The sequence below is a fragment of the Nostoc sphaeroides genome, from assembly GCF_003443655.1.
Taxonomy (GTDB): domain Bacteria; phylum Cyanobacteriota; class Cyanobacteriia; order Cyanobacteriales; family Nostocaceae; genus Nostoc; species Nostoc sphaeroides.
The window spans coordinates 481,112-505,541 of record NZ_CP031941.1; the positions used below are offsets into that span (position 1 = coordinate 481,112).

Annotated in this window: 24 protein-coding genes and 1 tRNA gene; 9 read left to right on the forward strand and 16 right to left on the reverse strand. The window is 40.8% G+C overall.

Features of this window, described 5'->3' with window-relative positions; all coding sequences use genetic code 11:
• Positions 1-25: 25 nt before the first annotated feature.
• Positions 26-1,486 carry a hypothetical protein gene (locus D1367_RS02270; protein ID WP_118162370.1) on the reverse strand — a complete coding sequence of 487 codons (1,461 nt, stop codon included), beginning with the start codon at positions 1,484-1,486 and terminating at the stop codon, positions 26-28.
• A gap of 143 nt (positions 1,487-1,629) precedes the next feature.
• Here D1367_RS02270 and D1367_RS02275 point away from each other — a divergent pair, with 143 nt between their 5' ends.
• A complete protein-coding gene (locus tag D1367_RS02275) occupies positions 1,630-3,033 on the forward strand; it encodes an amidase (protein WP_118162373.1) in 1,404 nt (467 codons plus the stop codon).
• A 2-nt stretch (positions 3,034-3,035) separates the two neighbouring features.
• The gene (locus tag D1367_RS02280; protein ID WP_118162376.1) at positions 3,036-3,743 is read left to right on the forward strand and encodes a Crp/Fnr family transcriptional regulator; all 708 of its coding nucleotides are present in this window, start codon (positions 3,036-3,038) and stop codon (positions 3,741-3,743) included.
• A gap of 102 nt (positions 3,744-3,845) precedes the next feature.
• Here D1367_RS02280 and D1367_RS02285 read toward each other — a convergent pair whose 3' ends face one another.
• The 4 genes from D1367_RS02285 to D1367_RS02300 all read right to left on the reverse strand — a co-directional run bounded on the left by D1367_RS02285 (position 3,846) and on the right by D1367_RS02300 (position 6,823).
• Positions 3,846-4,190, reverse strand: a complete 345-nt coding sequence (locus D1367_RS02285) for a cupin domain-containing protein (protein WP_118162378.1) — start codon at positions 4,188-4,190, stop codon at positions 3,846-3,848.
• Positions 4,191-4,410: 220 nt separating this feature from the next.
• Entirely contained in the window at positions 4,411-5,184 is a 774-nt protein-coding gene (locus tag D1367_RS02290) for an SAM-dependent methyltransferase (protein WP_118162381.1), read from the reverse strand.
• A gap of 83 nt (positions 5,185-5,267) precedes the next feature.
• Complete coding sequence (locus D1367_RS02295) at positions 5,268-5,807, reverse strand: GNAT family N-acetyltransferase (protein ID WP_118162383.1); 540 nt, start codon at positions 5,805-5,807, stop codon at positions 5,268-5,270.
• Positions 5,808-5,932: 125 nt separating this feature from the next.
• Positions 5,933-6,823, reverse strand: coding sequence for an EndoU domain-containing protein (locus tag D1367_RS02300; protein WP_181985040.1), 891 nt, complete (start codon positions 6,821-6,823; stop codon positions 5,933-5,935).
• 293 nt (positions 6,824-7,116) lie between these two features.
• On the opposite strand from D1367_RS02300, the gene D1367_RS02305 reads away from it, so the two are divergent.
• Positions 7,117-7,563 carry an acyl-CoA thioesterase gene (locus D1367_RS02305; protein WP_118162389.1) on the forward strand — a complete coding sequence of 149 codons (447 nt, stop codon included), beginning with the start codon at positions 7,117-7,119 and terminating at the stop codon, positions 7,561-7,563.
• Here the strand turns inward: D1367_RS02305 and D1367_RS02310 are convergent.
• From D1367_RS02310 to menA, 3 genes are all read right to left on the reverse strand, one after another.
• The gene (locus D1367_RS02310) at positions 7,556-9,064 is read right to left on the reverse strand and encodes a 2-succinylbenzoate--CoA ligase (protein WP_118162391.1); all 1,509 of its coding nucleotides are present in this window, start codon (positions 9,062-9,064) and stop codon (positions 7,556-7,558) included. The two genes, D1367_RS02305 and D1367_RS02310, sit on opposite strands and share 8 nt — an antisense overlap.
• Positions 9,049-10,116, reverse strand: a complete 1,068-nt coding sequence (locus tag D1367_RS02315; protein ID WP_118162394.1) for an o-succinylbenzoate synthase — start codon at positions 10,114-10,116, stop codon at positions 9,049-9,051. The genes D1367_RS02310 and D1367_RS02315 overlap by 16 nt, the downstream gene beginning before the upstream one ends.
• 139 nt (positions 10,117-10,255) lie before the next feature.
• Positions 10,256-11,152 (reverse strand): 2-carboxy-1,4-naphthoquinone phytyltransferase, encoded by an 897-nt coding sequence (gene menA, locus D1367_RS02320; protein ID WP_118162397.1) that lies wholly within the window; start codon positions 11,150-11,152, stop codon positions 10,256-10,258.
• A gap of 431 nt (positions 11,153-11,583) precedes the next feature.
• Between menA and D1367_RS02325 the strand changes: the two genes are divergently transcribed.
• On the forward strand, positions 11,584-12,996 hold the full coding sequence (locus D1367_RS02325) for an isochorismate synthase (protein WP_118162399.1): 1,413 nt from the start codon (positions 11,584-11,586) through the stop codon (positions 12,994-12,996).
• Positions 12,997-13,876: 880 nt separating this feature from the next.
• Here the strand turns inward: D1367_RS02325 and D1367_RS02330 are convergent.
• Complete coding sequence (locus tag D1367_RS02330) at positions 13,877-15,184, reverse strand: glutamate-5-semialdehyde dehydrogenase (RefSeq protein WP_118162402.1); 1,308 nt, start codon at positions 15,182-15,184, stop codon at positions 13,877-13,879.
• 324 nt (positions 15,185-15,508) lie between these two features.
• On the opposite strand from D1367_RS02330, the gene D1367_RS32605 reads away from it, so the two are divergent.
• The 4 genes from D1367_RS32605 to D1367_RS02345 all read left to right on the forward strand — a co-directional run bounded on the left by D1367_RS32605 (position 15,509) and on the right by D1367_RS02345 (position 19,828).
• A complete protein-coding gene (locus tag D1367_RS32605; protein WP_267255573.1) occupies positions 15,509-15,634 on the forward strand; it encodes a hypothetical protein in 126 nt (41 codons plus the stop codon).
• A gap of 106 nt (positions 15,635-15,740) precedes the next feature.
• Positions 15,741-17,723: a zinc metalloprotease HtpX gene (locus D1367_RS02335; protein ID WP_118162404.1), complete on the forward strand. Its 1,983-nt coding sequence runs from the start codon at positions 15,741-15,743 to the stop codon at positions 17,721-17,723.
• A gap of 325 nt (positions 17,724-18,048) precedes the next feature.
• The gene (locus tag D1367_RS30370) at positions 18,049-18,288 is read left to right on the forward strand and encodes a hypothetical protein (protein WP_181985041.1); all 240 of its coding nucleotides are present in this window, start codon (positions 18,049-18,051) and stop codon (positions 18,286-18,288) included.
• A 349-nt stretch (positions 18,289-18,637) separates the two neighbouring features.
• Complete coding sequence (locus D1367_RS02345; protein ID WP_118162408.1) at positions 18,638-19,828, forward strand: transporter substrate-binding domain-containing protein; 1,191 nt, start codon at positions 18,638-18,640, stop codon at positions 19,826-19,828.
• Positions 19,829-20,005: 177 nt separating this feature from the next.
• Here D1367_RS02345 and mazG read toward each other — a convergent pair whose 3' ends face one another.
• The gene (mazG, locus tag D1367_RS02350) at positions 20,006-20,824 is read right to left on the reverse strand and encodes a nucleoside triphosphate pyrophosphohydrolase (RefSeq protein ID WP_118162410.1); all 819 of its coding nucleotides are present in this window, start codon (positions 20,822-20,824) and stop codon (positions 20,006-20,008) included.
• 50 nt (positions 20,825-20,874) lie between these two features.
• Positions 20,875-21,462: a metal-binding protein gene (locus D1367_RS02355; protein ID WP_118162412.1), complete on the reverse strand. Its 588-nt coding sequence runs from the start codon at positions 21,460-21,462 to the stop codon at positions 20,875-20,877.
• Positions 21,463-21,572: 110 nt separating this feature from the next.
• Between D1367_RS02355 and D1367_RS02360 the strand changes: the two genes are divergently transcribed.
• A tRNA-Val gene (locus D1367_RS02360) sits at positions 21,573-21,645 on the forward strand.
• A 70-nt stretch (positions 21,646-21,715) separates the two neighbouring features.
• Here D1367_RS02360 and D1367_RS02365 read toward each other — a convergent pair.
• From D1367_RS02365 to D1367_RS32610, 5 genes are all read right to left on the reverse strand, one after another.
• Positions 21,716-21,997 (reverse strand): DUF5615 family PIN-like protein, encoded by a 282-nt coding sequence (locus tag D1367_RS02365; protein WP_228674664.1) that lies wholly within the window; start codon positions 21,995-21,997, stop codon positions 21,716-21,718.
• A gap of 63 nt (positions 21,998-22,060) precedes the next feature.
• The gene (locus D1367_RS02370; RefSeq protein ID WP_118162414.1) at positions 22,061-22,306 is read right to left on the reverse strand and encodes a DUF433 domain-containing protein; all 246 of its coding nucleotides are present in this window, start codon (positions 22,304-22,306) and stop codon (positions 22,061-22,063) included.
• Positions 22,307-22,419: 113 nt separating this feature from the next.
• The gene (locus tag D1367_RS02375) at positions 22,420-23,160 is read right to left on the reverse strand and encodes an alpha/beta hydrolase (RefSeq protein WP_118162417.1); all 741 of its coding nucleotides are present in this window, start codon (positions 23,158-23,160) and stop codon (positions 22,420-22,422) included.
• A gap of 104 nt (positions 23,161-23,264) precedes the next feature.
• Complete coding sequence (locus D1367_RS02380; RefSeq protein ID WP_118162420.1) at positions 23,265-23,879, reverse strand: hypothetical protein; 615 nt, start codon at positions 23,877-23,879, stop codon at positions 23,265-23,267.
• A 119-nt stretch (positions 23,880-23,998) separates the two neighbouring features.
• Positions 23,999-24,130, reverse strand: coding sequence for a hypothetical protein (locus tag D1367_RS32610; protein WP_267255572.1), 132 nt, complete (start codon positions 24,128-24,130; stop codon positions 23,999-24,001).
• Positions 24,131-24,430 lie beyond the last annotated feature (300 nt).

A 24,430-nucleotide genomic window follows, 5' to 3' on the forward strand; every position in this document is an offset into this window, starting at 1 on the left:
AACTGAACTGTATTGTGCTATATATTCATCTGATAGCTGCATAGTTAGTTTTATAAATAGGAAGTGTTTCTTTAGCTTGTATAGAGACAGACGTACTCTCTGGAATCGCTTCTAATAAATTGATTGCTTGTTTCCATTTCTCTTTTGCTTGCTGCCGAATTAGTAGCGAATGAGGGGAATTTTTTACAAATAAATTAGCTTCTGTTGCTAGTTTTTGGGCTAATTCTAAGTTTGCTAAGGCTTGCTTTTCAACTAAGACTCTTTGACTGATGGATTTATAGTTTATTTGATAGTAAGCCAATTTCTTCTTTGCTCGATCAGAAACTGATGTTTGATTAGGAATACTATCTAACAAGATTATCGCCTGATACCATTTGTTTTCTGCTTGTTGCCAAACTTTTAGAGGATGCGGTGGTTTTTGAACTAAAGAAGCAGCCTCCATACCAAGTTTTTGAGCAGATTTAAACTTAGCGATCGCTACGCCAACCTCTGCGATCGCTGCACTTCCTTCTTGAGTTAAACTTAGATGCTCTCTAATTTTCCAACTACCAAAACCTAAGATTAATATACTTGAGGCTACGAACACCGAACGGACTATTTTTTGTGTCGAAAATGCTACTATTTCTATATGCTGGCTAATAATTGGTTTTTTATTACTTTCTTGTTCAATCTTTTTTAGGGCTTGTTCTGCCTGTTCTCTTAAAGTATCACCCTGAATAATTAAAGCAGCAATTTGTTCTTGGAAATAATCACAATCATTGAGAATATCCGTCAATTCTTGAAATTTACCATTACTCGATATAATTAATTCGTGGTCATCATCTAACCACTCTAAGGCGAAACCAGATTTCCCGCAAAAGGCAGACACACCTAATAAAATATTTAATAAATTACGGCTATTTTTAATAGTATTAAAAACATAATTTAACTTTTGTTGTAGTTCTAATAATTCATTTTGATAATTGCTGAGTCTTTGAAGTTGATGCTCTAAAATATTAATATCTTCAAAAATTAAGTTATTTTGTAAGTTTTCAGCAATAATCTGAAATTTGGTGCGGATGCTTAGATAATTAATATCAGAATTTAGTTGATTTACAAAGGGAACATCACTGAGAATATCAGTAGCTATTGCCTGCAAAAAATAACCCCATTCAATCCAGCCATCAATTTTTGATTGTAGTTCAGTTAATGAAATTTTAGTTTTTGAGTGGCCAAATTTTTCTGCGATCGCAGGATCTACTAATCCGACACTAGGTATAAACAAACTAGCTACAGTACCTATGCGAGGAAGTGTAGCGATCGCAGAATTTTTGACGCGATCAAATTTCAATTCCTGAGCAATTAATTTCTTAATATTCCGTAGTTGTTCCTGAGCATTATTGATCAGGATAATTTGCTCCATGATTTGATTAGAATCGCCAATAGTCAGTTTTAGGCTCTGAATCAGTGTTGGCAATTCACTAACAAGTATTTCTAGGTTAGCCATAAGTACCCCTCATCTCCCCCTGCCCCTTCCTTGAGTGGCAAATCTCAGCAGCTATAAAACGTATAGTTCCCGCAAATCCTGCTAAAGTAACAATTTAGGTTTAAAAATCTTAGAAAAAGCCAAAATTACCCATTCACTAACCTATGAATGAAGTTGATTTAGCATTTACCCCAGCGCTAGAGTTGGCGCAATTAATTCGTCGCCGGGAAGTATCACCGCTAGAGTTAGTGGAAATATATTTAGAACGGATTGGGCGGTTGAATCCCCAATTAGGAAGCTATTTTACAGTGACGGCAGAATTAGCGAAGGCAGATGCCAAAGCCAAAACAGAATTATTGACAACTACCTCAGAACTACCGCCATTTTTTGGTGTGCCGATTTCCATTAAAGACCTTAATGCCGTAGCGGATGTTACCTGTACTTATGGAAATCCGGCATTACTGAACAATATCCCTAATTATGATGATGGGGTTGTGACGCGGATTAAGCAAGCTGGATTTACTATTCTCGGTAAAACAGCTACTTCAGAATTAGGTTCGTTTCCTTACAGTGAACCTATGGGTTTTCCCCCAGCTAGAAATCCGTGGAATTTAGAATACACCCCTGGTGGTTCCAGTGGTGGGGCGGCGGCGGCGGTAGCAGGGGGATTGTGTGCGATCGCTCAAGGTTCAGATGGCGGTGGCTCAATTCGGGGGCCTGCGGCTTGTTGTGGTTTGGTGGGAATTAAGCCATCTAGGGGCAGGGTGAGTAAAGCACCCGTAGGTGAACGCCTCGCTGGAATCGCCGTCAACGGCCCCATTGCCCGGACTGTGGCTGATGCTGCTGCCCTTTTGGATACCATATCTGGCTATACAACAGGCGATCCTTACTGGTTGCCAGATCCCGAACCATCATTTCTCGCCGCCACTGGGACAAAACTTGGTGCTTTGCGAATCGCCTTTGACACTAGCATTTCTCCTTTGGGAGAAGCTGACGCTAATTGTCAGCAAGGTGTCCGCCAAACAGTCAAGTTATTAGAACAACTCGGCCACCAAGTTGAACAGAAATCTCCAGATTTTAGTGGTTTAGTTGAACCATTTCAAATCGTCTGGCAAGCTGGGGTAGCTGCATCGGGGCTTCCTGCTGAAGCTTTGCAGCCATTGAATCGCTGGCTATTTGCACGTACAGGTTCCGTTGGAGAATACCTGCAAGCAGTTTCCCAAATGCAGATAGTGGCACGGCAAATTGTGGCGTTTTTTGATACTGTGGATGTGCTGGTATTGCCAGTTTATTTACATTCACCTATCCGCGTTGGTGAATGGGCCGCGCTGAGTCCAGAAGAGACATTCCAAAATATTATTGAGTGGGTTGCCCCTTGTCCGCCTGCGAATGCAACTGGACAACCTGCGATCGCAATTCCTGTAGGCTTCGATAATAATGGTTTACCCATGAGTGTGCAGCTAATTGGTAAACCTGCTGCTGAAGCTACACTGATCAGCCTAGCAGCACAATTAGAAGCAGCTAACCCTTGGATACATCATCGTCCAGCCTTTGCAATATCGGGCTAATTATGCAGGCATCGCTGGAACAACTTTCACAAATAATTGTATTCGCAGGTTTAGAAACAGCAGAAAAGATAAGTTTGCAACCTCATACTCAGGTGCAACTATATCGCAAAGGTGAGATTATTCTGCATGAGGACGATGTATTACCAGCAAAACTCTATGCTGTTGTTAGTGGATCAATTCAAGTTACCAAAACAGCAATGACGGGGAAAGAAACGATTCTCCGCGCCTTAGCTGCTGGAGAAATTTTTGCGGCTCCTGCAATGTTAGGAAATGGAATTTCTCCGGCAACTGTGACTGCTGAATCTGATTGTGAAATACTCACTGTAGAGCGAGATGCTTTATTAAAAGCTATTGGGCAAAATCCTGAAATTGCATTACGAATGCTGATGGTTTTTAACAGTCGGATTCAGCAATTACATGAGACAGTTCACGGCTTAGTTTCTGAAAGAGCTATTGTTCGCCTTGCCAGATTAATTCAATATTTTGCTGCTGAATCTGGAACTGAATCGACTTTACAAGGAGAGTGTTTAAGAATCAAATTATCTTATTATCGCATGGCTCGAAGTAGCGGTATTACTTACGAAGAATGCGTGCGGTTAATTAAAAGTCTCAAGTCAGTAATTGCCTATACTCGGGGTGGGACGATTACAATACTTGATGCAAAGAAATTGGATGCGATCGCATCTGGAGATAATAGATTAGAGTATTAGAGGTTGTAATAGTATTTTTCCATCTGAGTTTCAGAAAAATTCAAGTTTTAAGCAAAACTTAAAAGTAGCGATCGCATATTTCAAGACTCTATAAATAACTAATTAATTCTCTGTAACTTTTTCAGAAAGTGTGAGCAGAAATGTCAGGTTTTCCTCAGCTTTTAAAGCATGAGGTGAATTAGCAGGCATAAAGACAAAAACACCAGCTTTAAGTGCAATATCTTCTCCAGATAAAGTAAGTAAACCTCTACCTTCGATTACATTGATAGTGGCATTACGAGTCGAGGTATGCTCGGAAATATCAGTGTTAGCTGCTAGACAAAATAGAGTGTATTGACAAGCGTTATCTTTTAGCAGTACTTTGCTGAGAACTCCTGCGCTGGGGTATTCAATTTGTTCTCGTAATTGGGTAATGAAAGATGGGCTAGTTGTGATTGAATTTGTCATAGTATTTTTAGATTATTAACCGTAAACAAAGATTGAAAATCATTCACAAATCATTGGTATTTATCAGGTGATATAGCAGTCGTAAATCATTCGTGAAAATTATATCTCTCTTTTTTCCTTCTTTCCTTGGCGTCCTTGGCGTCCTTGGCGGTTCGTTTCCTAATCTATATTTTTCACAACTCAAATAAGATTGCTATAGTTTTGGGAATAAATTATCCTACTAGGCAACAGCACAAAAAATTATGGAGCCTAATTCGTGTTGGTATTTATGAAAAACTTTGTGAATTTCTAAAACCCGGTTGCGAATATTTCTCTGCGTCAATATATTCCACAAAATCCGAATCGTGTTCAAAATACCTTCATCTTGAAACATCCGCCTTAAATTCAACAAATTCATTGAGTCAGTTTGGCATTTCTCTACTTGCAATCCTGCTGTTATAAAAGCCGTAATCCAGTTAGATTCTGAAAGTGGTGTAGAATTAACTCGAATTACTCGTGCTAAGTCAACATGAATTTGTTCTTCTTTGTCAGTAGCTAACAGTTCATGGGAGAGAAATTTACCTCCCGGTTTGAGCCGATTATGAATTTCAGCTAAAATCTTGGCTTTTCCCAATGGGGATTGCATTGTGAGAATGGCTTCTGCCAATACATAATCAAATTTTCCTGAAATTGCCTCTAGGTTGAAAATATTACCTTCAATTATTTCAACTTGATTTTCTAACCCAGCAGCGCAGATATTAGCACGCGCACAAGCTACACTATCAGGATTTTTTTCAATGCCTACTACTTTGACATGGTAGCTTTTTGCTAAAGCGATCGCACTATATCCAAAGCTAGACCCTAGCTCTAAAACTGTATCTCCAGGCTGAAAGTTTGCCCACTGAAATAATTTATCCGTAGCTATTCGTCCACCAGGACGCAGATATTTTTTACCTGCTGCTGCTAAAATTTCATGTCCGGTAGCTGTTTGGAAATTGAGGATAGTATTGGTCATGTCTGTGACCCTCTGAATTTGTCTTACCCTCAATTTCCCAGCAATTTACGATATTGTCTCTGAGGTAGCTCATAGAAGCAGTATTATTTTGCTTTCCACTCGTGGTCAAGGATAGCGTAAATAAAATTGTCGTACCATCTGCCTTTAATTAATTCTTTTTCTTGCAGATGACCCTCACGACGCATACCAATTTTTTCTAATACCCTTACAGAAGCAACATTCTGTGCAACACAACAAGACCAGATACGATGCATTCCTAGTTCTTCAAAGCCGAACTTTAAAATGGCTTGTGCTGCTTCTGTTGCATAACCTTGTCCCCAATACTGAGTGTTTAATTCATAGCCAATATTTGCTTCCCGCATTTCCGGGTCGTTTATACGGATACCACAATTACCAATAAGCTGATTTTCTGCTTTGAGGATAATAGCTAACTGAAACTTTGTTCTAGGTTGCTCTTTTTGCTGACCAATAAACATCTGGACAAACTCACAAACATCCTTTTGTGTGCGATGCGTCCAATAGCTATAACGCAAGTATAAAGGATCAGATTGATAAGTAAAAACCGCCTGCCAGTCTGCTTCTACAAAGTCACGCATTAGCAAGCGGTGTGTTTCTAAGATCATGTCTTTTCTCTATACTAGAACTTACCCATTGACAAAAAATACTAAACATGAAAAATGTTAAAAACCACATCCAATACGGTTCGGTTAAGCCAAAAGACGCGATAAATCGCCGTCTCTACAAAGGATTAATTATTGTAGAGACGGCGATTTATCGCGTCTTTGTGATTTAGAATTTTCATCAAAAAACCTTTACATTTTGCACCTTGAGGAGTAGCATCAGGGTAATAGGTAATGATTGCTTTTCTTTCCCTAACAAAAACTGTAGGAAAGGATTGACCCGTTTCTCGGTCACGTACATTATAAATACACGCTCCCTCATTATTACCTTGGAGTTTAAATATTTTGGTGGCATCTAAAAGCATTTCTTCGGCATTGCTGAGGTAGCTATAGCCTTTGATGACATCTGTTACTGTCCTATTTTTCTGCTTAATTACTACACCCATTGTATAAATGACTCCAGGTACAACTTCCTCCCGTCCCTGATTATTTGGCAACCGTCCGCCTATTCCTTGATTTTGTAGTTGTAAATATCTGCCGTGAAAATGTAAGCCACCAATATCATTGGCATTATATATTTCCCCACAAAATATATGCTCAAACCCTCGACGTTGGAACCAAATATTGGTTAAATCATCGATAAATTGTGCTTTATTATTACGTCCAGGACGCAGTTCACCGCCGCTAGCTTGCTGAAGTTTCTGCAATACATCTGGGTAATAAGACAACAATTGTTTAAAATTATTGGAACTAACTCTTGTACCAATAGGGCCGCAGAGTTTTAGTACAGCCTGATCAAAAGGATTTAGCAACGGTGGAGGTGGTGTGATATCTGCCTGTTGTCCTGCGGGGAAACGAACAGGAACTGGGTTATCTACATTATCAAAAAACGGCAGAAGTTGCGTATTTGACTGAGACTGCGCCTTCACTGAATTTTGCCAGCAAAATGAGGAAACCAGTAGCAGAACAAACACATTTACCATCTGCTTTGACCTATTGGTTAGAGGATTTGGCTGCATAATTTTTAGATTAATTACTTAGATGGCATTACTACATCAAGTTTAATTTAAGGGATAGCATACATTAAAAAAAATCGGTTTTTTTTTAATGTACCGGGTTGATGAAGTGTTTTAAAAGTCTGTTTATTTGAAATTTTAAATTATTGATTACCTTGTCTTAAACTAACTAAAGGTGGCGCGTAATGCCAATTATGTATGAAGATGCGCTAAATCATCTTGATCGCTTCCGGTATAATACTTAGTTAAAATAAAATTATAGTGGTTCGCTATTTTTTTATATTCAATTGTCAAAAATGTCTTTTACTTATAACCGCACGGTTCGCTTTCAAGATACTGATGCTGCTGGGGTAGTTTATTTTGCTAATGTTTTGGGCATTTGCCATGAAGCTTATGAAGAATCTCTAGAAGCATCAAGTATTAATCTCAAACATTTTTTTACTAATCCATCTGTAGCTTTCCCCATTGTTCATGCTAGTGTCGATTTTTTGCGCCCTATGTTTAGCGGGGACAAGTTGCTAATTAGTTTAATTCCCCAAAAAATAAGTGGTGATAAGTTTGAAATTACTTACAAAATTACAGTGGCTGAGGTGGTAGTTGCTAAGGCTATTACTAGGCATGTTTGTATTGATGTAAGTAGTAGAAGTAAGCAGGAATTACCTGATGAGATAGTTCAGTGGTTGGAAACGAACCGCAGAGACGCAGAGGGCGCAGAGAGAAGAAAGTCGAGAGAGGTTATGTGATGGGATTTTGGAGGAATTCTCTGGCTATTTGCTGTAATTGTTGGCGGTTAATTTTACCTTGGGAGTTGCGAGGTAGATTTTGCTGGGGAATCCAATATTTTGGAATTTTAAATTTGCTGAGTTTGTCTTTGAGTAGGGTTTGGATTTTTAAGGCAGAGGTATCTAATTGTTTGGGAATGTAAATCGCTGTTAAGGCTTGTCCCCAATGTTTATCTGGGATGCCGATGACACAAATATCGGCAACCATTTGAGTTGCTTGTATAGCTGATTCAATCTCTGCTGGGTAAATATTTTCTCCACCTGTAATAATTTTGTCGCTGTTACGTCCGACAATGTTTAAATGACCTTGCTCGTCTAAAAAGCCTAAATCATCTACTTGGAAATCAGCTTGATTTTCTCTGGTTATCGGATAGTAACCAAGGGCTAAAGATTGAGCCTCAATGGTGATATTTCCGATTTGATTGTAATCTAAAATCTCGCCTTGCTGATTGTGAATAGTTACTTTTACATGGGGAAGAATTTGACCACTACTAATTTTACCGGTGAGAAAATCATCTGGTTTGAGGGTCGCAATTTGAGATGCAGTTTCTGTCATGCCATAAGTAGGCGCTAACCGGATGCGATGAAATCGGGCTTTTTCTAGTAGTTCGTTCCATGCTGGCGCACCTCCCAGAAGTACAGTATTAAATTGGGTTAGCCATTGAGTTAATTCGGGATTTTGCAGGAGTCTTTGTAACTGCGTTGGAACCAAAGATATTAAAAATTCTGATTGTTTAATATTGAATATTTGACCTTTTTCTACTGCTTTGAATGGCAGAATAGCCAGTTTACCTCCGGTGGTGAAAGAGCGCATAAATTGCATTAAACCACTGACATGATATAGCGGTAATACACAAAAAGAATTGACTTGTTTTAATTGAAAGTATTCTGTAAATCCTTGTACAGATGCGATGAGAGTTTCCCAAGTATGGATGGCAAATTTAATCTGCCCCGATGAACCACCTGTGGGAATCAAGATGAATGGGGAGTGGGGAGTGGGGACTTGTACTGAGCGAAGCCGAAGTAGTGGGGAGTGGGGGGATGAGGGAGATGAGGGGAATGAGGGAGATATGATAGTAATTTCTTTGCAATTCCGATTTTCTATTCCCCATTCTCTATTTCCTATTCCCCATTCCCTATTCCCTACTCCCCACTCCCTATTCCCCATTCCCCAAATAATATCTGGTTTTACTAAATCAAAGACTTGCTGCCATTCTTGTGTTCCCCAGTCGGGGTTACAAAGAAAAACTGGACAATTAGCTGCACAAGCGGCAATGAAACTTGCTAGAAATCTTAATGGTTCGCGTTCGGCTAAGATGATTTTTGGTGGGATTCCATACGCTGATAATTGTGTTAGTTCTAAATATAATTCTTGAACTATTTGATTAAATTGATGGCTGTTATAACCAATAAGCCAATCATCCTGAGTTAGGTTATTAAGACAGTCTAAAGGTTGTTCCATAGACTTTGAAGCCACGTTTCTTCTTGTTCAAAAAAATGGTCGATGCCAAAACCAACCGCCCTATTGTTTCGGGATAATTCCGCCGCTAACCGGAGTGCTGCAAGTCTACCGATCGCAGTTTCAAATACTGATGAAAATACACTATCAATTTTATGCTGGTGGCAAAACTTTCTCAGACGAGATGGCGATCCAACTATCCCAGGCTTAATCACAAAAATCCCTCGCCAACCTTGTTGATAACAGGCGGCGAGTTGCCCAAGTGTGGCGACAGATTCATCTATTGCGATCGCAGTTTGATAACTCGTACTCAATTCCAACATTTGCTGAAATTGTTCAACGGGTAACGGTTGTTCAATAAATTCAATTTCTAGGGGTAGTTCTGCATTCGCCTTGAAATTATCGCAAGTCCGCAGCCATAAGTTAGCTTCCTCATAGCTGAGTCCACCGTTAGCATCTAATCGCAGTTTGCTAAAGTCTGGTAAGGTGTCTATGAGTGATTCAAAAATTTCTAGTTCATCAGCGATCGCATACACACCAATTTTCCACTTAAACGTGTGATATCCCTGCTTCCACAAACTTTCCCATTGATTTAAAGCCGCTTCCCCGGCTGGTAATAACGCACTGTAAAAGAGTGAGTTGGTAGAGACGCGATTAATCGCGTCTGTACAGGAGTTAGGAGTTATAAAATTATCTCCTTTATTTAATTGCGAATTGCGAATTGCGAATTGCGAATTGGTTTCATCCCACCCACTCCCCATCTCCCACCCTGACTCAAAGCCAAATTGACAAGCAGGTAACTCATCTGGGATGGAGAAAATTATCTCCTTTGTGATTTCTCCTGGGAGTTGGCGACAAAAATCTAAGGCTTGTTCTATAGTTTCGGAACCGAACCAGCTAATGGGGGCAATTTCTCCCCAACCGATTTTGCCTGATTCATCGGTAAGCCGGAGGATAATCCCCTCACGAATATCCCAATTACCATGATTGGTGGTAACCGATCGCACAAATCTTCGCTGATAAGCACGAAATTCAAATTTGTAGCCATTAGTCATTAGTCATTCTCCCTCTGCCCCAATGCCCAATACTTCTCTACGAGAGGCTGCGCCAACGACTACGCTCAGTACAAGTGCCCAATACTTCTCTACGAGAGGCTGCGCCAACGACTACGCTCAGTACAAGTGCCCAATGCAATTAAATCATAAATCCTAGTCCAAACAGCAAGCAAGCCCAGAAATGCACGGCTACGGCGATGAATTTACAGTTACTAACTTTGTCTGGCTGGTTGTGATTTTCTTGGACGTGGCGGCATAATTTCACAGCAAACGGTAAACTTACCCAACTCAATAACGTCCAAGCTGGGGAAATTCCCAATAGCACAAACAGCAAGGTGAGGGGATAAATGCTAGCAGTAAACCAAACTAGGAGTTGGGCCCCTTTCGCTGTTCCTAGACGGACGATAGGCGATCGCTTGCCTGCGGCTATGTCATCCTTAACTTGGTGAAAGTGTGAGCAAAATAAAATTAAGGTTGTAGCAATCCCGACGATGACTGAGACTGCTAAACTTGTCATTGACCAAGTTTGGGTTTGGCTGTAGTATGCTGCCTCCACTGCTAAGGGGCCAAAGGCAAAAAAGCAAAGAATCTCGCCTAAACCCTGATATCCTAAGCGAAAGGGAGGCCCTTGGTACATATAGCCTAAAGCACAGCATAGTAAAATTATGCCGATAACAGTTAGGTCTTGTTGCCAAAAGGCGATCGCTAATATGCCCAGCAACCCCAAACCTAAACACAAATTTCCTATCCAAAATATTAATGGCTTATTGTCTGTTAAGTTAACCAGAGAATGGTGCTTGTTTTGATCAATACCTGTTTCGGAATCAAAGACATCATTACTGATATTTTCCCAGGCAAGAATTAAGATTGCCGCAGCTATAAAAGTAGAAAATACTGCACCATTAAAAATTTTAGTTTCGGCGAATGCTACTGCTGTTCCTACCCAAATGGGCATAATGGCAACACTGTACATTGGCGGTTTAATCGCTGCCATCCATAACTTAGTGTTGGGATATAAAATCTGCTTAGTTGTCATCAGTCGTGATTAATTAAATTACCGGAATATTACTCACACTTGAGATTTTATAATTTAAAGAGACGCACCGCTACGCGGAAGTCAAAAGTTAAAAGTTAAAACTGAGCGGAGTCGAAGTTTCAAAAGTCAAAAAACTTATGATTTGGGTTTTTGAACTGTTGGGATGCTAGCTTTTTTAGGTCGTGCTGTACTAGATATTTATGGGCTAAAAACAACTGCTACTTTGACTGTGGCTCGTTAAGCTTGTGTTGTTAACACTCTACTCTCATGTTCCAGCTTGGGCTGGAACTGGCTTGTCAGGGTCTGGGAACACCATAAACAACGCAAATCCTACGCTGGTGAAATGATAACTTAATATGCTACCTGTAGAAATACGACCACGATTAATTACACTTTAGGAAGTTAACTTAAAAAAAATTTACTATAGATCCATGACAGTTTCACCATGTCGTAACAACCTCTTTGTACACAAAGATTTATATCAATTTTTGGTAGCAGTGCAAGAAAAGTGCGTCAAAAGTAATTGCAGGCAAATTGTCAGTATCTCTCAGGAGATCGATTTAGTTGACCCTTTACTTGTATTAGATAAACTTACACAAGCAAATGAAATAAATTTTTACTTTGAGGATAAAGGGAAAGGAGAAGCGATCGCGGCAATTGATTCTGTAGCAAAATTACAGATTGATGGTGCAGATCGTTTTACTCAAGCTGAATATTTTATCAAATCTCGTCTAAAAAATATAATTAATTTTGGTAACGCTAATCAACCTTTTTCTGGGCCTCACTTTTTTTGTTATTTCAGCTTCTTTGATAAAAATGCCCAAGTAGATTATCCGTTTCCCTCTGCTACCATCTTTCTTCCCCGTTGGCAAGTAGCTGTTAAAAATCAGCGTTGCATATTAGTAACAAATATAATTATCAATGAAAGTGCAAATATTCAAAGGTTATTGGATAATCTGCAAAATAAAATTGAATTTATCCAATCTTTAGAATATTACTCTACTAATATTGATTGTTTTCCAGCAAACTTCTACAAAAAATCTGTCACAAATGCTACTGGGTTTAAACGTTCAGTAGTATCTGTTTTGGAAAAAATTAGGTCTAGTCATTTAAGCAAGATTGTCTTAGCAGATATATTGGATGTAAAATCAAGCAACCATTTTAACTTAGTTCAATCCTTAAATAATCTTAGGCAGATACATCCTAATTGTTATATTTTTTCTACAAGTAATGGCAAAGGACAAAACTTTATTGGTGCAAGTCCAGAAAGATTAATTAGTATTAATAATCAACAGTTAATCACTGATGCTTTAGCTGGTTCTGCACCACGAGGTAAAACCCCTGCTGAAGATGCAGCTAATGCCAATCGCTTGCTTAATAGTGCAAAAGAAAAACACGAACATTCACTGGTGCTTGATTTCATTACACAACGCCTATCCCAGCTAGGTTTATTACCCCAAATATTAGCACCACGGCTGCGACAATTATCGAATATTCAGCATTTATGGACACCAATAAGTGCTACAGTTCCAGCTAACATACACCCATTAAAGATTGTCGCCCAATTGCATCCGACACCAGCCGTTGCTGGTGCAGCACGAGATGTAGCCTGTGCGGAAATTCGGCGTTATGAAAACTTTGAAAGAGGTTTGTATGCTGCGCCTCTAGGTTGGATAGATTCTCAAGGGAACTGCGAGTTTATTGTGGGAATTCGTTCAGCATTAATTGATGGCGATCGCGCGAGATTGTATGCTGGTGCTGGTATCGTCGCTGGTTCTGATCCTGACAAAGAATTTGCAGAGGTGCAGCTTAAACTTCAGGCGTTACTCAAAGCATTAGTTTAATGTTGCAGTTATGCTGAAAATGGGGCTAATCAACAGAGTTTTTGGGCTAGCGATACCGCGTCTTGTAGAGAAGGCGGGCTACGCCTACGCGTGATATTTAAAAGCATCATTCGTTCTTGCATTAAAATTCAGTATAAGAGGATGTTTGAAAAGTATTTTTGATAACACATCTAACCCTCCCAAATCTAACCCCCTAGTCCCCCTTCCCTACAAGGTAATGGGGGTTTCAAACCCTCTCGACCTTTCAGAGAGAAAAATGGAAGCGGGATTTTGAGTATACTTTATAACTTTTCAAACAACCTCTAAAGCTTTATTGAATACTCGGTCTTTTAGCGAATTTTCAGCAAAGTTCCTAATTGACAAAAATGATTTTGTCTTAACCTCTCACGAATGGGATTCGGACAGGATCAGCAATGCTGGTGACATCGTTTGAGGTACCAGTAAATTTTCGCAATTTCCCGTTATTTGTTTCGTCTAGGTGGATAAACAGGAATAGCAACAACGCCGACATACAAATGATTGCTTGATTACTGCTTGATCTTTGAGGGCTTTATGTGTCATACTTTAAATAGTTGTAGTTCATGGTAAAAAGCCGTTGCACGAAGTGTAACAGCTAAATTTTGTATTTCTCTTGCCCGAGATTTTGCAGAAAAATGCACAACAAGTTAGCCCGCAAGGTTAATTTGTTAGCAGCCTGATCAACAACTCAAACCAGGCTGATCCCTCTAGCCTTTTGGGAGGTTAGGGGGAAAATTCCTGGTTTACTGGTTTAGATCATAACTTAGGTTTTGCCTTTGTAAGATTTTGGATCTTTAAAGATAAATCCAGAGAAAATTGGTGTATTTATAGCGTTACTAGAGCATATAATTTTGACGATGTTTTACACTAAATCCTGATGAGTAAAAGCCTTAGCATTCGCCCCAGTGTAAGTAGCTACAATATGACCATCGCCAGTCATTTGATATTTGTATGTAACTAATCCTTCTAAACCAACGGGGCCGCGAGGAGGCATTTGTTGTGTACTAATTCCTACTTCTGCACCAAAACCATAGCGGAAACCATCAGCAAATCTGGTAGAACAATTATGGAATATATTAGCTGAATTTACCAAGCCAAAGAAAGTTTCCACAGATGCTGAATCTTCAGTGATAATCGCGTCAGTATGACGAGAACCATATTCGTTAATATGCGCGATCGCACCTTCTATAGAGTCTACAATTTTAATAGACAAAATAAAATCGCTGTATTCTGTTTCCCAATCTATTTCTGTTGCAGCTACGATATTAGGCAAAAGTTCCAAGGTGCGTTTATCGCCTCTTAATTCTACATGACGTTCTTGCAAAGCCTCAGCAACTTTGGGTAAAAATTCTTTAGCAATTGACTGGTGAACTAGCAAAGTTTCAATTGCATTACAAACAGCAGGATATTGCGCTTTTGCATCTACTGTAATCGGAACTGCTTTAGAAATATCTGCCGCTTTATCTATATAAAGATGACAAATACCATCGGCGTGGCCTAATACCGGAATTCGCGTATTTTCTTGCACAAAGCGCACAAAGGAATTAGAACCTCTAGGAATAATTAAATCTACATATTTATCTAACTTCAAAAGTTCTAAAGTTTCTTCTCTAGTTGTGAGTAAGTGTACCGCATCAGGGTTAACAGCAGTTTCAGATAATCCTTCTTTAATTGCCTTAACTATCGCTTCACAAGAACGCACCGCTTCCTTTCCACATTTAAGAATCACACCATTACCCGATTTAATCGCCAAGGAAACAATTTGAATCGCCGCCTCTGGACGGGCTTCAAAAATAATTCCTAAAACACCTAAAGGACAAGTAATTCGCTTGAGAATTAAACCAGTGTCAAGTTCGCGGTGAATCTGTACTTTACCGATAGGATCATCTAGCTTACCAACATCTCGTACCCCTGCGATCGCATCTCTTAATTTATGTTCATCCAACTGCAAGCGTTTATAAAGCGGTTTGGGTATTCCTTCAGCATCAGCAGCTTTACAATCAGCAACATTTGCTTGTAAAATTTCATCTCTAGCTGATTCTAAAGCTTGAGCGATCGCAACAAGAGCCTGATTTTTTGCCTCAGTGGAGAGAATCGCTAGTTTACTTGCAGCTTGGCGGGTTTGCCCTGCGATCGCAATTAGGGGAGAAGCAATGTTAAAAATAGTCATAGTACAAATCTTTACCTTTTCCTCATCTTATCAATGTGAGTTCATCATTGCTTATCGTCTTCCCCCAATCGGGTGAACCATCTGGGTAATCAATGATTAGTCTGATCGGGTGAAGCAAAACTTGGTTCAAAACATTTATTCTGTGATTATCGAACACAGATAAATTAAAGCTACTAAACTTACAGCAGTAAAAATATTATAAGTATTGTTACAGAGCTTATTTGAAAGTCTTAAAAATGATTTATGCGTACCGGAGACTAGAGAGACATCGTAAGGGACTTCCAAGTAAAAAAATATTCCATTGCTATTGTTGACTGTTGACCGTTGACCGTTGACGGTTCACGAGTTTTCAGTCAACAGTCAACAGTCAACAGTCAACGACTTGAATGTGGAATAATTTATTTTTTGGAGTTCCCTAATGTATGTTTCTCTAGCCTTTTCCTTAAGTAAATAATTTATACTGCCAATATTTAAATTTTTACGAAATTGTGATGACGATCGCTGGATCTATTGAGTATTGATGGATCAAATACCACTCCTATGCTAAGGAGATCCTATGTCATTGCAATCTGGATTAGAAGCTTTACAACAAAAACGTTATCAAGAAGCGATTGAATTACTCGAACAATTCTGCCGCGATTGCGTTGAAAGTGATTCCTCAGATTATCTTTCAGCACAGATGTGGCTGATGAAAGCCTATCAAGGCACAGGCGAAATTGAAAAAGCCAAGATACTGTGTCAAAAGTTAATGATGAGTCAAGACCCACAAACTCGTAGTTGGGCAGAACAAGCTAGTCAATCTTTGCGCCAAACGCCATCTAACGCCAGCCAAAAAGCTGGTCGCGCCGTTGCTACTGGGATGAAATTAACGATGGGGGGTGTGGGTGGTAGTTTGGCGTTAGCTTCTGGTGTCACTATGACCTTGCTATTTGGCATGGTCTTCGCTTTAGGTTTGAGTTTAGTATTTATTTTGGGTAGCAACGATCCCCAGCAAGGACTAGCGATCGCTATTGGTATTACCCTAGTTTTTAATATCGCCGCTTTTTTTCTGTCTCCATTTCTCATGGACTTAACCCAAAGCTGGCTTTACCAAACTCGCTGGGTAGAGTTAGCAGAAGTTGAAGCCCTCAGCCCAGAGACGGCTAAAGTTATTCGCCAAGTCTGTGAACAGAAAAAGCTGAAAGCGCCCCGTTTGGGAATCATTAACGACCAAAACCCCACGGCTTTTACTTATGGTTCATTACCCAACAGCGCCCGTTTAGTAGTCAGTCAGGGACTTTTTACTTATCTGGATGACGATGAAATTGCTACCGTCTACGCCCATGAATTGGGGCACATCGTCCACTGGGACTTTGCAGTGATGACAGTAGCTTCTACCTTAGTGCAAATTTGCTACCTGATTTACAGCACAGCTAGAAGATTTGGGCGTGGTGGCGATAGCAAAATTAAAGATGCGATGCAAACTGCGGGTCTAGTTGCCTACGTGTTTTATGTCATTGGTACTTATCTACTGCTGTACCTCTCTCGCACACGAGAATACTTTGCTGACCACTTTGCAGCCGAAAGTACAGGTAATCCCAATGGATTATCCCGCGCTTTGGTGAAGATTGCCTACGGAATATTAGAAGAAGGTTCACGGACACAAGAACCCAGCCGTTTAATTGAAGGGACTCGCGCCTTGGGTATTTATGACCATAAAGCCGCCGCTTCCACAGGAACCGCCTACCGCATTTCATCCGATCCTCAAAAAGTTGGTCGCGTCTTTTTGTGGGATATGTTTAACCCTTGGGGCTGGTGGATGGAATTAAATTCCACTCATCCATTGACAGGTAAACGAGTTCGTGCATTAAGCACTTATGCCGAACAATTGGGTTTATCAACTGAGTTTGATATGGGGCGAGTTATTGGAGAAGGCAAAACTCTGAGTAAGAGTAGGCTTTACGGTAACTTCTTTTTAGATGTTGTGCTGTACGGCGCTGAAACTATAGGTTTCTTCGTTGGCTTAGTAATGGGTGTAATTCTGTGGTCAAGTTCTCCAAATACAGGTTTAGCATTTGGTGCGCCATTTATTGGTTTAGGGATGGGGATTTTAGTTAAAGCCTTGGTGATGTTCCCCGACTATAAACAAGCAGCAGAAACCGATATTCTCACCCTGATGTCAGACCCTTACGCCAGTCCGTTGCGTGGACAACCTGCAAAACTTAAAGGTCAACTAATTGGTCGTGGCGACGCTGGTTATAAATTTGGTTCCGATTTAAAAATTCAGGATCGTAGCGGAATGCTTTATCTGCACTACGCCTCACGCTTTGGCCCCATCGGCAATTTTTTGTTTGGGATGAAGCGAGTAAAAAGCTTGATTGGTGAACAAGTGGGGGCGGTGGGTTGGTTCCGTCGGGGTGTTGCACCTTGGATGGATTTGATTCAACTCCAAAGTGAAAATGGCACCATTGTTAACAGTTACCATCGCTTTTGGTCATTCATCCTTGGCGGTGGATCGATTATCCTGGGAATGGTCTTGATTATGTTCTTGAGCAGCTAGCTGAGTTTCTAGCCTGCTGTTAAAGCATTTCTCAGTCCATCCAAGCTTTAATTTTTAAGGAGGTAGTTAGTAACTGCCTCCTTTTTTTTATCCGACTTATAAATCATACCAATTCACGAAAACCCTGATATATATAGATTTACCGTAGGGGTATGGCATTGTCTTGCAAGTAACTGAAGTTCCAAGAATAATAGCGAAAGTCATCTGAAGATGACTAAATATAGCTAAAAATCTTTAGTCTACTTCAGTAGACTTTAGCTATTAGCCTTGAAATTTATTTCTGGGCGGGCGAGTCAGCCCACAGTTAAGCCTTCAGCGATCGCATTTGCTATATCGGCGACAACATTTGCTTGATCAGCGATCGCATTTGCTATATCGGCGACAACATTTGCTTGATCAGCGATCGCATTTGCTATATCGGCGACAACATTTGCTTGATCAGCGATCGCATTTGCTATATCAGCGACAGCATTTGCTTGATCAGCGACAACATTTGCTTGATCAGCGACAGCATTTGCTTGATCAGCGACAACATTTGCTTGATCAGCGACAGCATTTGCTATAGCGGTTCGTTTCCCTCGTAGGTTGGGTTGGTAGAAATGTAGAGACGTAGCACTGCTACGTCTCTACAGGGAGCATCCCAAATGTGCAAGTTTATTTTTATACGGGATTTTGGCTTAGAACAATAATGAAATAACGAACCGCCAAGGACGCCAAGAGCGCCAAGGAAAGAGGTTTGTACAGGGTTTTTGTGTCAGTCCTGTAGCTTTTGGCTTGCATTGGGATGCTCCCTCTCTACAAGGGTTCATCCCCCTAAATCTGAAAAAATTCGGTTTTAGGGGGATGATAATTGTGATATTTGATATGGGGTGGGCATCATAAATAGACTTGCATACAACCCCTAGAAAATTCTGATGATGAATGCGATCGCTACTAGATTTCGCCAAATTATAGCTGAGAGAAAAAGCCCGATTGGCAGATATGACCGTAAAAACAAAACCAGGCGTTCCTTAGTACTGTATACCTGCATAGGATTAATAGGTGGGATTCTGGCATTATTGTTAATAGCATCCCCAGGACTGGCTCAAAAACCACAACTCCAACAACCATTATTAGTAGCTACACGAGTTATACCGCCCTTTGTGATGTCAAACAAAGGTGAATTATCGGGATTCAGTATCGACCTCTGGCGTAGCATCGCCAACCAAATAGGTGTAGAGTCTAAATTTATTGAATATTCCTCTGTGCCGGAAATCCTTTCTGCTATCAAAGACAACAAAGCTAATTTAGGGATTGCAGCTATCTCCATTACAGCCGAACGCCAGCAGAATTTTGATTTCTCATTACCTATTTTTGCTGGGGGGCTGCAAATTATGGTACGAAACTCAGAAACCAACGACAGTGCCTTCCCAAATATTTTGCAATTATTTTTTTCTACTAGCCTCTTGCAGGTAATAGGCGTTGCCCTAGTGTTAATTGTTGTAGCAGCCCACATTATTTGGTTATCTGAGCGCCATCATAAAGATGGGATGATACCCCAATCATACTTTCCTGGCATTTTCAAAGCTTGTTGGTGGGCAGCTGCCACATTAGCAACCCAAGCGGATGAAATGCCCAAAGGAGTACTGGGACGCTTAGTAGGTATTGTCTGGATGTTCATTGGAGTACTTTTTGCCGCCTACTTTACAGCCAGCGCAACTACCTCATTAACAGTACAACAGCTTCAGGGCGATATCAAGAGTATAGACGATTTACCCGGCAAGGTAGTGGTCACAACTGCCGGTAGTACAGCCGCCACATACTTGCGAGAACATAAGATTTCAGTTTTAGAAGTTAGTAAAATTGAGCAAGCTTACAATGCTTTGCAAACCAAAAAAGCTGATGCTGTGGTGTTTGATGCACCTGTACTTCTGTTCTATGCAGCCAACGAAGGCAAAGGGAAAGTACAGATTGTTGGCAGTATCTTGCGTGAAGAAAGCTACGGCATCATTCTGCCTAACAATAGTCCCTACCGCAAACCAATTAATCAGGCTTTGCTGAGTCTCAAAGAAAATGGTACTTATCAATCGCTATATGATAAGTGGTTCGGTGCGGAAAAATCTTGAAGAAGGGAGTGGAGAGAAATCAATTCAAAATTCAAAATTCAAAATTCAAAATTGTACCCTTACATGGATCTTGCTACGCGTAGCGTCTCGTAGAGAAAAAAAAGACTGAGGGAGATAAGGGGACAAAGAGAATAACCATGCCCCATGCCCCATGCTCCATTCCCTACTCCCTACTCCCTACTCCCCACTCCCCTCTTTAGCAATTTGAGCTTTTGCCTGTTGCCATAACTTTTCTAACTCATCCAAACTGTAATCAGAAAGGGGACGATCAACAACTGCCTCCATTTTTTCTAATCGTTGGACAAAGCGTTGATTTGTGCCTTGCAAAGCGGTGCTGGGGTCAAGATTATGCCAACGGGCTAGCTGAATCACTGCAAACAGTAAATCGCCTAATTCTGCTTCTTGCCGTTCTGGAGTTTCCTCAGCTAAAGCCTGTTGAAACTCCCCCAACTCCTCATAAAACTTATCCCAGACGCCCTGAATATTTTCCCATTCAAACCCGATCGCCGCAGCCTTTTGAGAAATCTTCATCGCCGCCGTCAGAGGGGGAAGAGTGCGCCCATAACGAGCGAGTTTAGCACTAAGTTTTTGCGCCTCTGGAGATGCTTCGCCTTTCTCAGCAGCCTTGATTTGTTCCCAATTTTGCCGCACCTCATCCACACTTGTCACCGACACGTCACCAAACACATGGGGATGACGGCGAATCAACTTTTGGGAAATCCCCTGAGTTACTTCTTTAAGAGAAAATTGCCCAGATTCGCTAGCAATTTGGGCTTGCAATACCACCTGTAATAATAAATCGCCTAACTCCTCTGTGATCGCACCCTTATCCCCACTCTTAATCGCATCCACCACCTCATAAGCCTCCTCAATCACAAAGGGCGTCAAAGTTTCGGCAGTTTGAGCCAAATCCCAAGGACAACCACCATCAGGCGATCGCAACTTCGCCACCACCTCAATCAACTCCTGCAACGCCGCCAAAGTCTCATTTTCCATACCTCTGCGTACCTCTGCGCTTCCCTTAGCGTCCCTTTGCGTTTAAAAACTTATTTCTTCACCCTCGCCCGACGACTACCACCCCTCACTTTCCGCCTCTTCATTTTGCCACTAGGAAGCAACCCCCGAACCCCCTGCTTTTTAAAACGCTTATAAGCCGACCCCCCCCAATCGCTAAGAGAATGACTCATTGCACCGAATTCCAACCCCAAAAACAGGGCGACATATTCAGTATCGTATTGCACGAGCGATCGCCCCACAGTTCCCCCCAAATCTTGCCAAGTAAAACTCAGATTCCATAACCTTTCGGCGATCGCCAAAATGAAAATTGCCAAAATAGCTAACAAACACCCCAGATAAAGTATCCGCCCAATCGTGCCAATAATCGGCCCGTGGGATAAAAAAGAACGATGCCGCAGACTTTTTTGATAAGGTAGCCAAATCCAGCGCAAGAAACCCCAACGTTGAAATTGTACAGAGTAAATATCTAAATCGGGGCCAAACATCAGCCCGCCAAAAAGAAACCCGCCTGCAACCAACAAAGTTGCATTGCTACTGCGAGTTTGCCAGAAAGTAAAGCCCGCCACGAACGGCAGAGCATACATAGTAATGCGATCGTGCGTCCGACCAGAGGGCATCCTAAATCCTGAGTTAACTGAATACTGAGTCAGTATAAGAGAAAAAAAGATTTTCTTAAAACTACTAGCGCAATGCGAAATCTTTTGCTATATTAGTTAAGGAGTCAAACGGGCGGTTAGCTCAGTTGGTAGAGCGCCTGCCTTACAAGCAGGATGTCATCAGTTCGAGTCTGGTACTGCCCATTAATTAAATTAAGGCTAGAGACAGCTTAGATGCAGTTTCTAGCCTTTTTGAATTTGTGGTATTCCTTAACTACGGCAGAGGACGCTGGCGAATCTGATCGCGCTCAACTACCGTAAAGCGCTCCTCAAATTGCAATCCTTCTATCTCTAGTAAATTTAACAACAGTGTGGCTGGCTCCTCAGGAGTATGGGGGCGAAACCGCAAATAAATCACACCCGTTGGTGATGGTAATCTTAAGCGATAAATCAGTTCACCGTAATCGCGATCAAACGTTAAAATCACCCGTTGCTCATTAGCTGCACGAGTCAAAACCTCTGTATCTTCAATGCCAGGACACCGAAGCGATATCATAGCCTGCAAGGCGTAGCAGCTGCACACTGGGCAATGGGAAGTTTTCATTCGCCAGAAACCGCATTACTTAGCCTCAGTAGACAGCAACGATGTGTAGAATACATCCTCTTTGAGACACTCCGCCGCAAACGCGAACACAGCTTGGATTGCAGGAGTGCTGAGAGTTGGGTAGCTTTCTGTGACTTGCTGTTCTGTCCAACCTTCGGCAAACAACCCCAATATGAATTCCACAGATAACCGCGTTCCTTTGACAACAGGCTTTCCAAGGAGGATTTTCGGGTCTGAATGAATATAAGTTTTCCAATCCATACCAGTTTACCTTTATCGGGCTTCATTTATTATGAGCGATGCCTATGTTGGGCTGCGCCAACGCACCATTTAGATAGTCCGCTTGGGCAAAAGATTTTGGATTGCTCAAACAATTAATCACTAGTTAATACTGAGGCAAGAAGTTCAGGACGAGACAGATGTGGGCAATGTCCAGCAGGTAGTTCAATGGCATCGACTCCTAAGCGCTTGCGTGCAGCATAGCGTGACCATGTAGGAGACAATATTCGGTCATTGGTACAAACAATATATTTACGTTCAACATGCGGCAAAGCTTTTAGAGGATTTGTTTCAAAAATATATGCCATAGATTGTTGCGAACGACTTTTCGAGATTGCCCACTGTGCTACATCCGGTTGACAATCATGAAAGAAAAACTCCTTTAATACTGCTTCGTCTGAATAATCTTTGCCTACGGAAGCTGGTTCAAACATATCAGGCTCATTGTGAAACTGTTCGAGTTTACTTGGGTCTTTTGGCTGGTAATTGAATGATTTGAGCGTATTAGAATCAAGACGATGAGAAAATTGGTCGAGTGTACTGACTCCAGGATATGGAATTAGCGCCGCCACAAACACTAGTTGACGCACTTTTACCGCTTCTGCAACTAGGGGAATTATAGTACCAGCCATTGAGTGACCGACTAGTACAATATCATCAGTTTTGGGTAGCGCTTGAATTACTGTATCTGCAAATTGGGACAAAGTAGTAGATGCATTTTCAATTGGTAAATCCATTGTTACAGCTTTGTGACCCTGTGCTTCTAAATAGGGAATTAGCAAATCCCAACACCAAGTGGCTTGGAAAGCACCGTGAACTAGACAATATAGACTCATATCAATTGAATAGTGGTAATGGTAGACGAGTTGTTTAATTTCTCTTATTTTTTAGCAAATTTTTAATCTCGATTGGGTAAGTTACATCAGCACCTACTATATATTCAAACAGCAGTTAAAATAAGCTCAAAAGGTTGCAATAAAATACCTAAAATTTTATCAACTTCTTTAATATAGTATTCAGTCGAATCTATATAAACAGTCGTATCTTCTAAAAATAAAAACTTCCAATTAGTTCCACTAGTAACCGAGCCATAAATCCGCCCAACTTCATTGCCTTGATTTTGATTAAAAAACTGTGCTGCAATCATTGCTGCTACACATTGACCCAGACCGCCGATAATATCTTCTTTTTTCGCTTCAAAAATAAACATTACCGGAGCAGAAATAAATAATTGCTCCTGGGAATTGCTGATGATGTAATCGCAAAAGCCTTGTAAGCCTTGAGTTGCATCAACATTAAATTCATTTCCAGAGAACAGCGAGATTTTATTATTTAATAATCGTCTTACCTCTGCCAGGATTGGTGCAATTAAAAACTCTGACCTGGCTTTTTCGGTTGAAATTGCAGTTGCTAAAGGGATGTAATCTATTAAAATCGTTCTGAGAGTTTCTGATGGTGTAACAGGTTTTGTATCAGCAAATAAATTCCGAGTTTCATCGAGTGTTAAGTCAAAACTCTTTTTCACCTTGGCGAGACTAAAATCGCTGTATGCCATTCTTCCACCTTGTGATTATTTATAGCACCTTTGACCTCTCTCCTCTTAGGAGAGAGGCTTTGAATCTTACTCACCTTCTTACTCCCCTTCCCTTGCAGGGAAGGGGGGTTAGGTCTGTCTCACCTTGCCGCCAACTCTTTCGCTCTCGCCTGTGAATCAAACTTTAATTTATTATCCCATTGCTGCGCTTTGCCAAACTTTTCAACAGCGCCATTAATATCATCAAGTAGAACGGCGTAAATAATTTGCATGTTTGTAGTGAGAGCTTCAGCCCTACTTTGAGGGCTGAAGCCCTCACTACAAACTAATTCCAAAATTTTTTACATTAGTTAATATAGTTGGAATTATTCTCACCGACTTAATTAAGGGAAAAGCAAAATTATTGCGAAACTCTTCCCGCACCCATCAGTGAGAGGTTAAGATAATTTTACTTTTGTCAATAAGCAATAGTACTTAAAGTTCTGATAAAAATGGGGCTAATCAACAGAATTTTTGGGCGTGCGATCGCCTCATATTTAAAAGCATCATTCGTTTATATGCTTTTCAGGTGC